Genomic DNA, 12133 nt, shown 5'->3' on the forward strand with positions numbered 1-12133 from the left:
TAGGTGGTCGCCTGCGGAGTGACGCGCGGCCGCCGCCCGCGCGGCTAGCCTCGCCCCACCATGAGCACCGTGCGCCCGACCGAGCGGCTCCGGAGCACCGCCGCGCCGGCCCTCCGGACCGGCGTGCAGTCGGTGCTGGCCGCGGTGCGCCCGCAGGCCGCGCCCTGGTCCCCGCCGTGGGGACGCCGGCCCCGGCTGGCGCGCCGGCTGCCGGCCGTCGCCACGCTGTACGCCACGATCGTCGCGATCGCGGCCGCCGGGGGGGTGCTCGACGGCCGCGCCGGGATGGCCGGCGGCGTGGCCTTCCTGCTGCTGCTGCCCGCGGTCGTCGGCCTCCGGCTGGCCGTCGTCCGCCCGCTGGACGGCTGGCTGCTGGTGACCGGCTGGCTGGTCGTCCTCCGGCTGCTGGTCGGCGCCCCGCAACGGGTCGTGCCCGTCCTCGAGCCGTGGGCGTGGCTGCTGTGGATCCCCGTCCTCGCCCTGGCCGCGATGGCCGCGCGCGGCCGCGCCGCGGTGGGCGTGCCCCTGGTGTCCGGGCTGACCCTGCTGCTGTGCGGGGTGTTCGTGCCCTGGGGGGGTGGGCCGTACGCGGTCGTGCCCGCCCTGGTCATGACCGCCGTGCCGCTGGCGCTCGGTGCCGCGCTGGGGTCGCGGCAGTCGGCCCGGGTGGCGCTGCGCACCGAGCAGCAGCGGGCGGAGGAGGCGCTGGCCCGGCAGGGGGCGCTGGCCGAGCGGGCGCGCATCGCCCGCGAGATGCACGACGTCGTCGCGCACTCGATGTCGATGATCGCGGTCCGCTGCGAGACGGCGCCCTACCGGCTGGGCGGGCTGTCGGAGCCGGTGCGGGCGGAGTTCACCGAGGTCGCCGGCGCCGCCCGCCAGTCGCTGGCCGAGATGCAGGACCTGCTGGGCGTGCTCCGCTCCGACGACCGCAGCGAACGGGCGCCTCAGCCGGGTCTGGCCGACGTCCCGGACCTGCTGCGGGTCGCCCGGGACGCCGGTGCGCGGGTCACCGCCGAGGTCCAGGTCCCGCCGGTGCCGCCCGCGCTCGGCCTGACCGCCTACCGGATCGTGCAGCAGGGCCTGGCCAACGCCGCCGAGCACGCGCCCGGCGCCCCGGTGCACGTGCGGCTGGCCCGCGCCGGGGACGCGCTGGCCGTCGACGTCGTCAACGGGCCGTCGCCGGCGCCGCCCGTGCGCGACACCGACCGGCCGGGCCGCGGCGCCGGGTTGCCCGGCATGCGTGAGCGGGCGGCGGTCCACGGCGGGACGGTCGAGGCCGGGCCCACCCCGGACGGCGGCTTCGCGCTCACGGCGCGGCTGCCGCTGGCGCCCGCGCTCCCGCCGGGGGAGGTCCGGTGATCGGCGTCCTCGTCGTCGACGACCAGTCGATGGTGCGCGAGGGCTTCGCCGCCCTGCTCGCCGCCCAGCCCGACGTCGAGGTGCTCGGTACGGCCGGGGACGGGCGGGCCGCCGTCGAGGAGGTGCGCCGGCTGGCGGCCGCCGGCCGGGTCCCCGACGTCGTGCTCATGGACGTCCGGATGCCCCGGCTCGACGGCATCGAGGCCACCCGGCTGCTGCTCGCCGACCCCGGCGCCCCACCGCCGCGGGTGCTCGTGCTGACCACCTTCGACCTCGACGACCACGTCTACGCGGCGCTGCGGGCCGGGGCCAGCGGGTTCCTGCTCAAGCACGCGCCGGCGGCCGAGCTGCTGCACGCCGTCCGCGTCGTCGCCGCCGGTGACGCGCTGCTGGCCCCGGAGGTCACCCGGCGGCTGATCGCCCGCTACCTGGAGACCGGGCCGGCCCGCGCGGAGGACGGCGAGCGCCCGGCGCGGCTGGCGGCGCTGACCCCGCGGGAGACCGAGGTGCTGCGGCTGGTGGCGCGGGGGCTGTCCAACCGGGAGGTCGCCGAGGAGCTCGTCGTCGTCGAGCAGACCGCCAAGACCCACGTCAGCCGGGTCCTGGCCAAGCTCGGTCTGCGCGACCGGGCGCAGGCGGTGGTCGTGGCCTACGAGACGGGTCTGGTCCGTCCCGGCGGCTGAGGGCGACCCCGCGGCCCGGCGGGGACTCCCCGCCGGGCCGCCGCGCCTCACATGTCGCGGTAGCGCCTGGCGTCCTCGGTCGCCTGCCGCAGCCGGCCGAGGTCGAGGTCCGCGCCGTAGCCGGGGGTGTCGCGCTGGATGCGCCAGCCCTCGGCGAGCGGGCCGAGGTCGAGGACGTCGAAGCCGAGCTCGTCGATGAAGGAGGCGACGGTCTCCTTGGCCGAGGCGTCGTCCCCGGCGATGGCCAGCGCCCGCCGGTTCGGCGTGCCCGGCGGGGTGCGGCGGGCGGTGATGTCGGCGGCGAGGATGTGGTTGAACGCCTTGACCACCCGGGAGGTGGGCAGGTGCTCCTGGGCCATCTCCGCGGTGGTGGTCGTCTCCTCGTCCAGCGCGGCGATGTGGCCGTCCCGCTCGGGGTAGTAGTTGTTGGTGTCGATCACGACCTTGCCGGCCAGCGGCTCGACGGGGACGTCGGGCAGCGCCTTGAGCGGCACGGTCACGACCACCAGGTCGCCGGCCGCGCCGGCCTCCGCGGCCGTGGCCGCCCGGACCTCGCCCTTCCGCCCGGGCCGGTCCCGGAGCGCGTCGACGAGGTCGGCCAGCGTCTCCGGGCCGCGTGAGTTGGAGATCACGACGTCGTAGCCGGCGTCGAGGGCTGCCTGCGCGAGCGCCGTGCCGATGTGGCCGGCGCCGATGATGCCGAGAGTGGTCATGCCGAGCGCCAACGCGCCGGTCGGCGGCTCATTCCCCCTCCAGCCCGTTCTCCTCCGGGGCCCGGTCCAGCGCGTCGGCGAGCAGCTGGGCGAGGTGGCGGCCGGGGCGGTCGGCCAGCTGGTCGAGCTGGGTGCGGCAGGAGAACCCGTCGGCCAGGACGACGGCGTCCGGCCCGGCCTCCCGGACGGCGGGCAGCAGCTGCTGCTCGGCGATCGCCAGCGACACGTCGTGGTGCCCGCGCTCGACGCCCCAGTTGCCGGCCAGCCCGCAGCAGCCGCCCAGCCGGGTCACCGTGGCGCCCGCCCGACGGAGCAGCCGCTCGTCGGTCGCCCACCCCATCACCGCGTGGTGGTGGCAGTGCGGCTGGGCGACCACCTCGACGCCGGCGAGCGACGGCGGCGTCCAGCCCTCGGTGGCGGTGAGCAGCTCGGCCAGCGTCCGGGTGCCCGCGGCCACCCGCACAGCCATGGCTCGCCCACGCGCCCCGTCGAGCAGCTCGACGGCGTCGCTGCGCAGCGCCGCGGTGCACGAGGGCTCGACGCCGACGATCGGGATGCCCGCGTCGGCCAGCGGTGCGAGCTCGCGCACCGTGTCGCCCAGGATGCGCTTGGCGGTGTCGAGCTGGCCGGTGGTGATCCAGGTCAGCCCGCAGCAGGTGTCGTCGTCCGGCACCTGCACCGAGTAGCCCGCCGCCTCGAGCACCCGCGCGGCGGCGTGCGCCACCTCCGGGGCGAAGTGGTCGGTGAACGAGTCCACCCACAGCGCCACTGGCGCGCCGCCGCCAGGGCGCGGCGTCCACTCCTGCCGGAACGTCCGCCGGGCGAAGGCCGGCAGGTCCCGGCGCTGGTCGACGCCGGCGCCCCACCTCGCCAGCCGCCCGCCGAGCCGCGAGCGGGTCACGGCGTTGACCAGCCGCGGCGCCCGGGCGGCGAGGTCGGACCACATCGGCAGCCTGCCCAGCGTGTAGTGCGAGATCGGCCGCAGCCGCCGGCGGTAGCTCTGGTGCAGGACCTCCGCCTTGTACGAGGCCATGTCCACGCCGGTCGGGCAGTCGCGCGAGCAGCCCTTGCACGACAGGCACAGGTCCAGCGCCGCGTGCACCTCCGGGGAGCGCCAGTCGCGCACCGGGCCGCCGGGCGCCAGCATCTCCTGCAGCACGCGGGCCCGGCCGCGGGTGGTGTCCTTCTCCTGGCGCGTGGCCGGCCACGACGGGCACATGACCGCCACGCCCGAGGGCTCGGCCCGGCACTTGCCCACCCCGGTGCAGCGGTGCACGGCGTTGGAGAAGTCGCCGCCGTCGTGCCGGTAGGCCAGCGCCAGCCCGGTGCGCAGCCGGGGCGCGGCGGCCACCCGGACGTCGTCGTCGAGGCGGGCGGGCCGCACCAGCACGCCGGGGTTGAGCACGTCGTCGGGGTCGAACAGGCCCTTGACCCGGGCGAACAGGTCGAGCGCGGCGGGGGAGTACATGCTGCCCAGCAGCTCGCTGCGGGCCCGGCCGTCGCCGTGCTCGCCCGACACCGACCCGCCGTAGCGGGCCACCAGCGCGGCGGCGTCGGTCACGAAGGCCCGGTAGGCCGCCCGCCCGCGGTCGGGCTCGCGGCCGAAGGGGAAGTCGATGCGCACGTGCACGCAGCCGTCGCCGAAGTGCCCGTACGGGACCCCCTGCAGGCCGTGGTGCACCAGCAGCGCCTCGAACTCGCGCAGGTAGGCGCCCAGCGACTCCACCGGGACGGCGGCGTCCTCCCAGCCGGCGTGCGCCGGCCGCCCGTCGCTGGTCCGCGCGGCCAGCCCGGCGCCGTCCTCGCGGATCCGCCAGATCGCGGCGGCCTCGGCGACGTCGGTGACCACCATCGAGTCCAGGGCGCCGGCGTCGGCGAGCACCCCGCGGGCGGTGGCCTCCACCTCCGCGACGCTGTCGCCGGTCAGCTCCACGATCAGCCAGCCGGCGCCCTTCGGGAGGTCCGGGACGACGGCGGCCGGCACGTCGCGCAGCCGCTGCACGATCCGCTCGTCGAGCCCCTCCACGGCGGTGGGACCGTGCCGCAGCAGCCCCGGGGTGGCGTCGGCGGCGTCGGCCATCGACGGGTAGCCGAGCACGACCAGCCCGCGGTACGGGGCGTCGGCGACCAGCCGCACGGTCGCGCCGAGGACGACGGCGAGCGTGCCCTCGCTGCCCACCAGCGCGCGGGCGACGTCGAAGCCGCGCTCGGGCAGCAGGTGCTCGAGCGAGTAGCCCGACACCTGCCGGCCGAAGCGGCCCAGCTCGGTGCGGAGGGTGGCCAGCTCGCGCCCGGCCAGGGCGTGCAGCTCCTCGAGGCCGGCCGGGGCCGAGCCCGAGGTCAGCCGCAGCCGCTGCCCGGTCCCGGTGACCACGTCGAGGCCGACCACGTTGTCCGACGTCCGGCCGTAGCCCAGCGCCCGCGAGCCGCAGGCGTTGTTGCCGATCATCCCGCCGATCGTGCAGCGGTTGCTCGTGCTCGGGTCGGGGCCGAAGCGCAGGCCGTGCGGGCGGGCCGCCACCTGCAGCGCGGCCTGGACCACGCCCGGGTCGACGACGGCGGTGCGGGCCTCGGCGTCGATCGTGTGGACCCGGTGCAGGTGCCGGCTGGTGTCGACGACGACGCCGGTGCCCACCGCGTTGCCGGCGATCGAGGTGCCCGCCCCGCGCATCGTCAGCGGCACGCCGAGCTTCCCGGCACACCGCCAGCGCCGCGACCACCTCGTCGGCGTCCCGCGGCCGGACGACGGCGCGCGGCAGCACGCGGTACAGCGACCCGTCGGAGGAGTACAGCGCCCGGGCCAGGCCCGAGTCGTCGACGTCCCCGATGCCGGCGCGGCGCAGCGCGGCGGTGACCTCGGCGGTCTCGATCGCCCCGGTGGTGGCCGTCACCACAGGGACAGCGAGCGCCGGAAGATGCCGGCGACGTCGTCCTCGGTGACGTCCTTGGGCGCGGTGGCCAGCAGCCGCTGCTGCTTCATCGTCCCCTCGACCAGGCCGGGGACGTCGCCCTCGTCGTAGCCGACGGCGCCGATGCCGTCGGGGATGTCGATGTCGCGCATGAGGGCGGTGAGGACGGTCGGCAGGAACTCCGCCGGGTCGTCGGTCTGCTCGGCCCGCGGGTCGAGCAGCCGGGCCGCGCGCAGGTGCCGCTCGGGGTCGGCGTCGAAGGTGAAGCGGAACGCCTCGGGCGCGGTCAGCGACACCGACATGCCGTGCGGGACCATCGGCTCGTCGGCCGGGTAGTCCTTCGGGTGGAAGTCCTTCACGCGGCCGGCGATCGGGTAGGCGTTGGCGTGCGGGATGTGCACGCCGGCGTTGCCGAAGCCCATGCCGGCGAAGGTGGCGGCCATGGCCATCTTCGCCCGGGCGTCGTCGTCGCCCTCGCGGACGGCGCGGCGGAAGGACTCCGCCAGCAGCGACAGGGCCTTCTCCGACCACATGTCGGCGATCGGGTTCGACCCGCAGTAGGGCACCCGGTCGGCGGGCTGCTTGCGCTCGTAGGTCGTGTAGGGCCGCGCCGTGTAGCTCTCCAGCGCGTGGCAGAGGATGTCCATGCCGGAGGCGGCGGTGACACCGGCCGGCTGGGTGCGGGTCAGCGAGGGGTCGACGACGGCCATCGTCGGCCGCAGCCGGGGGTGGCTGATCCCCGTCTTCACCTTGAGCGCGAGGACGTCGAGCACGCAGATCGTGGTGCTCTCCGCGCCCGTGCCGGTCGTCGTCGGGACGGCGACCAGCGGGTTGAGCGGGTTGACCGGCGCCCGGCCCTCGCCGACCGGCTTGTTGACGTAGTCCATGAGCTCACCGGGGTTGGTGGTGAGCAGGTTGACCGCCTTGGCGGTGTCGATGCTCGAGCCGCCCCCGACGGCGACGATGGCGTCCCACGGGCCGTGCTCGCGGGCCCAGTCGACGGCCGTCTGCAGGCTCTCGTCGGTCGGCTCGACGTGGGCACCGTCGAACACGTGGGCCTCGATGCCGAACTGGCCCATCTGGTCGGCGACCCGCTGCGGGTGGCCGGTCGCGGCGACCCCGGGGTCGGTGACGACCAGGACCCGGCGGGCCCCGGTCTGGCTCAGGTCGTAGCCGATCTCGTCGGCGGCTCCGGAACCGAACTTCAGCTGGGGAGCGCCGTAGGTGAACACGCTCTCCGGGTCGGCGGGCTGGTACACGCTCGCGGTCATGCCGTCATCGTGCACCGGCTCCACCGGGTTCCGCCGCCCCCGGTGCCTCCACGTGCGGGAGGCACCGGGGACGGGGCGGCTCAGGAGGTCGGCGGCTCGTCCTGCCCCGACTCCTCGGCCTCGTCGGCCTCCTCCTTGGTGTGGTGCACCGCGCCGTCGGAGTGCTCCGGCGGGCCGTACACGGTGTAGAGGACCAGCGGGTTCTGCCCGGTGTTCAGGAAGTTGTGCTTCGTCCCGGCCGGGACGACGACGAGGTCGCCCTGCGCCACCTTCTTCGTGGCGCCGCCGACCCTCGCCTCACCGACGCCGCTGACGAAGGTGAGGATCTGGTCGATGTCCTCGTGGACCTCCTCACCGATCTCCCCGCCCGGCGGGATCGTCATGATCACCAGCTGGGTGTTCTTGCCCGTCCACAGGACCCGGCGGAAGTCCGGGCTCTCCTCGGCGACGGTCGCGATGGTGAAGTGGATGACGGACGCCATCGGCTGTTCCTCCCTGGTCGTGCGGCACCCGGTCGGTGCCCTCTGCGGGGGTCGGTGCCCCCGAGCCGCACGGACCATGCGCCCCACGGCGGCGCGCCCTGCGTGCGGACCGGGGTGCGGGCGGGGGTGCGGACGGGTGTGACGCGGGCCCGCCCCCTGCTACGGTGACCGCGACGTCGGTTCGGATCTCCAACCGACAAGTCGGCCCGACCGCCTGGAGGCGCGCGTGTCCCGATCCCTGCGTCCCCGTCCCGCCGCACCGGCACCGGCCACGGCACCGGCACCGGCACCGGCCGACGCGGTCACCGGCGTGCAGCGCCGCACCCTGGCCGTCGTGGCGACCAGCACGCTGGTGGTGCTCGCCGCCTTCGTGACGCCGCTGGCCACCGCGGTGAGCACGGCCCGGGAGCTCGGCACCGGCCCGGGCGGGCAGGCCTGGCTGCTGTCGGCGATGAGCGTCGGGCTGGCCGCGGCCCTGCTGGTGACCGGCGCGGTCGCCGACGACCTCGGCCGCCGCAGGGTCTTCACCGCCGGGCTGGTCCTGCTGGCCGCCGGTGCCGCCCTGACCGCCGCGGCCGGCTCCACCGGGGTGTTCGTCGCCGGCCGGCTGGTCGAGGGCGCCGGCGGGGCGGCCGTGCTGGCCTGCTCGCTGGGCCTGCTCGCCCAGGTCTTCCCGGTGGGGCCGCTGCGGGCGCGGGCGGCGGCGGTGTGGGGCGCCAGCCTCGGCGCGGGCACCGGCGTCGGCGGCGTCGCGGCGGTCGTCCTCGACGGCGACACCGGCTGGCGGGCCACGCACGCCACCACCGCCGTCCTCACCGCCGCCCTGGCGGTCGCCGCCCGGCTGCTGCTGCCCGAGACGCCGCGCGGCCGCCGCCCGCGGGTCGACGTCCTCGGCCCGCTGCTGCTCGTCGCCGCGGTGTGCTGCCTGCTGGTGGGCCTGCTCGCGCCCCGCAGCGGGGCGGGCACCGGCACGGCGGTCGCCCTGCTGGGCGCCGGGGCCGTCCTGGCCGCCGCCTTCGTGCTCGCCGAGGCGCGGGTGCCGGCGCCGATGGTCGACCTGGCGCTGTTCCGGGTCCGCGGCTTCGTGGCCGCCAACGTCGGAGCGCTGGTCACCGGCGCGGCCACGGTCGGGCTGATGTCCTACCTCGCGACGGTGCTGCAGCGAGCGCTGGGGGAGAGCCTGCTGGCCACGACGGTGCCCGTGGTCGTCTGGTCGGCGGTCGCCACGGCGACGTCGTGGGGGTTGCGCTGGATGCCCCGCCTCGACGGGCGGGTGCTGCTCGCCGGCGGGCTGGCGGTGTCGGCGGCCGGGCTGGCCGGGCTGGCCGTCCTGGACGTCGGCGACCGCAGCACGGCCGTGCTGCCCGCGCTGGTGGTCCTCGGCGTCGGCTACGGCGCGGCCAACGCGGCGCTGGGCCGGGAGGCGGTCGCGCACGTGCCGGTGGAGCGCGCGGCCATGGGCAGCGGCGCGAACAACACCGCCCGCTACCTCGGTGGCGCGGTCGGGGTGACCCTCGTCGTCCTGCTGGTCACCGCCGGGCCGGCCTCGGGCGGCGCCACGGCCCTGGTCGAGGGCTGGGACGCCGCCGCGCTGGCCGCCGCGGCGCTCAGCGTGGTGGGGGCGCTGGCGGTGCTGGTGCTGCGACCGGCCCGCCGCTGACCGCCGCGGCCGCGCGGGGTGCGCCGCCGCGTCAGCGCGTCACCGGCCGGGCCGGGTCACCAGCTGCACGAGGACGTCGGTGGCGACGTCGGTGTCGTCGGCCAGCGACGTCGCCTCCCCGCGCTCGACGCGGACCAGCGCGAGCTCGTTGAGGCCCCCGACGGCGGCCACGACCAGCGACCGGTCCACCGGGCGGAGCTCCTCGGGGTGCCGCTCGGCCAGGGTGGCGGCGATGCCGCCGAGCAGTTCCACGTAGCGGTCGATCACCTGGCGGCGCAGGGCCAGTGCCGGCCGGCCGGCGGCCTGGACCTCGATGAGGGTCGCCCAGGCCATCTCCGGGTTGGCGGCCAGGACCTCGAGGTAGGTGCGCACCGCGGTCCGGAGCTGGTCGCGCCAGGACCGGCCGGCCGCCGCCGCCTGCTCCTGGGCGGCGTGGACGGCGGCGAGCATGGTGGTCGACGCGCGCGTGTACAGCTCGAGGAGGCAGTGCTCCTTGTCGCGGAAGTGCGCGTAGACGACGGTCTTGGAGACCCGGGCCACACGGGCGATGTCGGAGATCGTCGTGGCCCGGTAGCCCTTGGTGGCCATGGTCGTCGCCAGCGCGAGCAGGATGCGCACGCGACGGCTGGCGTCGTCCTCGGTCAGGTCCTCGGGGGAGACCAGGGCTACCACGGGGGCGATCCTACGGTCGGTGCGGCACGCCGCCGTCCGCTCGGCGCGGGATCGCCGTGTAACCCTGCTCATCATCCGGGGGATTCCGGTGTCGCGTACGCGCCGGACCGGGTACCGACCGTTACCCTCGGGTCATGGTCTCCGCGCAGCGCTCCCGCGCCGGCGGCACGGCTCCGCGGCCGATCAAGCGGGGCGCCAAGGTCGCCGAGGCGCTCGCGCAGGAGATCGTGCACGAGATCGTCTCCCGCAAGCTCCCGCCCGGCACGCTGCTGTCCTCCGAGGCGCAGATGCTCGAGGACTACGGCGTCGGGCGCGGCTCGCTGCGGGAGGCGCTGCGCATCCTCGAGGTGCACGGGCTGATCACGATGAAGCCCGGCCGCAACGGTGGCCCGATGGTCATCGAGGTCGGCACCCACGACTACGGGCGGATGTCGACGCTGTTCTTCCACCTCGGCGGCATGACCTTCGGGCAGCTGGTCGAGGCCCGGCTGGTTCTCGAGCCGATGATGGCCCGCCTGGCCGCCGAGCGGCGCGGTCAGGAGCTGGTGGGCCAGGTGGCCGACCCCGACGCGACGGCGGTCGAGGACGACACCGCCTACTACGACGCGACCACCGACTTCCACCGCGGCGTGGCCTCGATGTCGGGCAACCCGGTGCTCAATCTGGTGTCTGTGTCGCTGGAGGACGTCTTCCGCGACCAGGTCACCGGGCTGCTGTCGCCGAAGGACGAGCGCCGGCGCGTGCTCGAGGTGCACGCGGCGATCGCCAGCGCGATCGCCGAGGGCGACGCCGACGCCGCCGAGCGGCTCATGCGCGAGCACATGCAGGAGTACGCCGACTGGGTGCGCCAGCGACACCCGCAGCTGATGGAGCAGGTGATCAGCTGGCGGTGAGGCCGCCGGTCAGCGGCCCCGCCAGACCGGCGCGCGCTTGTCGGTGAACGCCCGCGCGCCCTCCTCCGCGTCCTCCGGGGCGCGGATCGGGGCGTAGACCTCCCACTGCCGGGCGAAGGCCTCCTCGGCCGGCCACGAGGGGCCGTCGGTGAGGATCCGCTTGGTGCCCTGCACCGCCAGAGGGCCGTTGCCGGCGATCTGCCGGGCGAGCTCCAGCGCGGCCGCCAGCGCCTGGCCGTCGGGCACCAGCCGGTTGACCACCCCGGCGGTGTGCGCGTCGGCGGCGCTCACCCGGTCGCCGGTGAGCGCCCACTCGGTGGCCTTGGGCAGCCCGGCCCTGCGCGGCAGCCGCAGCAGCCCGCCGCCGCCGGCGAGCAGGCCGCGCCTGACCTCGGGCAGGCCGAACGAGGCGCCCTCGGCGGCCACGACCAGGTCGCAGGCGAGTGCGATCTCGAAGCCGCCGGCCAGCGCCGGTCCCTCGACGGCGGCGATCAGCGGTTTGGCCGGCGGCCGCTCCACCAGGCCGGCGAACCCGCGGCCGGGCATGTGCGGCTTCTCCCCGGCGAGGAAGGCCTTGAGGTCCATGCCGGCGCTGAACACCCCGCCGGCGCCGGTGAGCACACCGACGAACAGCGAGTCGTCGGTGTCGAGCTGCTCCATCGCCGCGCCGATACCCTCGGCCGCCGCGGTGTTGATCGCGGTCTTCGCCTGCGGCCGGTCGATGGTGACGACGAGGACGGCGCCGTCGCGCTCGACCCGGACCTCTTCACCCATCGCCACTCACCTGGGCTGCATCCGGATCGCGCCGTCCAGCCGGATCGTCTCGCCGTTGAGCATCGGGTTGTCGGCGATGGCCAGCGCCAACCGGGCGAACTCGTCGGGGACGCCGAGCCGGCGGGGGTGCGGCACCATCTGGCCCAGCGACTCGCGGACGTTCTCGGGCAGCCGGGCGAGGATCGGGGTGTCGAAGGTGCCCGGCGCGATCGTCACCACCCGGATCTGCTTGCTGGCCAGGTCGCGCGCGGCCACGAGCGTCAGCCCGACGATTCCGGCCTTGGCCGAGGCGTAGGGGAGCTGGCCGATCTGCCCCTCCCACGTGGTCACCGCGCTGCTCACCAGCAGCGCCGGGAGCGACCCGACCGCGGCGACCGCGGCGAGCCCGGCGGCGGTGAGCGCCTGGTCGCCGGCCACCCACCAGCGGGCACCGAGCCGGTCGACCACCCGCGACCCGAGCAGCGACGTCACCCCGGTGGCGCCGTAGAAGACGCCGACGACGAGGCCGAGCTGCGCGCCGGTCAGGCCGAGGTCGGCCCGCATCGCGGCGCCCAGGTAGCCCACGACCGGCATCGGCGCGGCCTCCAGGCCCATGGCCACGGTGCTCACCGCGAGGACGGCAGGCCGGGACGTCGCCGACCGGGTGCGTAGCATCGCTGTTAATCCTTAGCCTATTTTGTGGGCGTGCGGAATCCCCGCGGACCGACCCGGTCG

The 12133-nt window shown here is 76.3% G+C and carries 11 protein-coding genes; 4 read left to right on the forward strand and 7 right to left on the reverse strand.

Translation table 11 applies throughout. The annotated features are described in order from the left end of the window. Positions 1-60 precede the first annotated feature (60 nt). Both ACWIZO_RS18025 and ACWIZO_RS18030 read left to right on the forward strand, forming a co-directional pair. The gene (locus ACWIZO_RS18025; RefSeq protein ID WP_448639019.1) at positions 61-1362 is read left to right on the forward strand and encodes a histidine kinase; all 1302 of its coding nucleotides are present in this window, start codon (positions 61-63) and stop codon (positions 1360-1362) included. Further along, positions 1359-2045 (forward strand): response regulator, encoded by a 687-nt coding sequence (locus tag ACWIZO_RS18030; protein WP_448639020.1) that lies wholly within the window; start codon positions 1359-1361, stop codon positions 2043-2045. Before ACWIZO_RS18025 ends, ACWIZO_RS18030 begins: the two co-directional genes overlap by 4 nt. A gap of 47 nt (positions 2046-2092) precedes the next feature. On the opposite strand, the gene ACWIZO_RS18035 is transcribed toward ACWIZO_RS18030, so the two are convergent. The 4 genes from ACWIZO_RS18035 to ACWIZO_RS18050 all read right to left on the reverse strand — a co-directional run bounded on the left by ACWIZO_RS18035 (position 2093) and on the right by ACWIZO_RS18050 (position 7420). Then, a complete protein-coding gene (locus tag ACWIZO_RS18035; protein WP_448639021.1) occupies positions 2093-2758 on the reverse strand; it encodes an NADPH-dependent F420 reductase in 666 nt (221 codons plus the stop codon). Positions 2759-2786: 28 nt separating this feature from the next. Continuing rightward, positions 2787-5441 carry an FAD-binding and (Fe-S)-binding domain-containing protein gene (locus ACWIZO_RS18040; protein WP_448639022.1) on the reverse strand — a complete coding sequence of 885 codons (2655 nt, stop codon included), beginning with the start codon at positions 5439-5441 and terminating at the stop codon, positions 2787-2789. 204 nt (positions 5442-5645) lie between these two features. Then, on the reverse strand, positions 5646-6938 hold the full coding sequence (locus tag ACWIZO_RS18045) for a hydroxyacid-oxoacid transhydrogenase (protein WP_448639023.1): 1293 nt from the start codon (positions 6936-6938) through the stop codon (positions 5646-5648). Positions 6939-7018: 80 nt separating this feature from the next. Continuing rightward, positions 7019-7420, reverse strand: coding sequence for a cupin domain-containing protein (locus tag ACWIZO_RS18050; protein WP_448639024.1), 402 nt, complete (start codon positions 7418-7420; stop codon positions 7019-7021). A 226-nt stretch (positions 7421-7646) separates the two neighbouring features. On the opposite strand from ACWIZO_RS18050, the gene ACWIZO_RS18055 reads away from it, so the two are divergent. Continuing rightward, positions 7647-9080 carry an MFS transporter gene (locus tag ACWIZO_RS18055; protein WP_448639025.1) on the forward strand — a complete coding sequence of 478 codons (1434 nt, stop codon included), beginning with the start codon at positions 7647-7649 and terminating at the stop codon, positions 9078-9080. A 39-nt stretch (positions 9081-9119) separates the two neighbouring features. On the opposite strand, the gene ACWIZO_RS18060 is transcribed toward ACWIZO_RS18055, so the two are convergent. Beyond that, a complete protein-coding gene (locus tag ACWIZO_RS18060) occupies positions 9120-9752 on the reverse strand; it encodes a TetR/AcrR family transcriptional regulator (RefSeq protein ID WP_448639026.1) in 633 nt (210 codons plus the stop codon). Between the two features lie 134 nt (positions 9753-9886). Here ACWIZO_RS18060 and ACWIZO_RS18065 point away from each other — a divergent pair, with 134 nt between their 5' ends. Then, positions 9887-10645, forward strand: coding sequence for a FadR/GntR family transcriptional regulator (locus tag ACWIZO_RS18065; RefSeq protein ID WP_448639027.1), 759 nt, complete (start codon positions 9887-9889; stop codon positions 10643-10645). A 9-nt stretch (positions 10646-10654) separates the two neighbouring features. Here ACWIZO_RS18065 and ACWIZO_RS18070 read toward each other — a convergent pair whose 3' ends face one another. Together ACWIZO_RS18070 and ACWIZO_RS18075 are read right to left on the reverse strand one after the other, a co-directional pair. Continuing rightward, positions 10655-11419, reverse strand: a complete 765-nt coding sequence (locus tag ACWIZO_RS18070) for a crotonase/enoyl-CoA hydratase family protein (protein WP_448639028.1) — start codon at positions 11417-11419, stop codon at positions 10655-10657. 6 nt (positions 11420-11425) lie between these two features. Further along, positions 11426-12028, reverse strand: coding sequence for an SDR family oxidoreductase (locus tag ACWIZO_RS18075; RefSeq protein WP_448639029.1), 603 nt, complete (start codon positions 12026-12028; stop codon positions 11426-11428). Positions 12029-12133: the final 105 nt, after the last annotated feature.

It is taken from the genome of Geodermatophilus sp. URMC 63, from assembly GCF_053502565.1.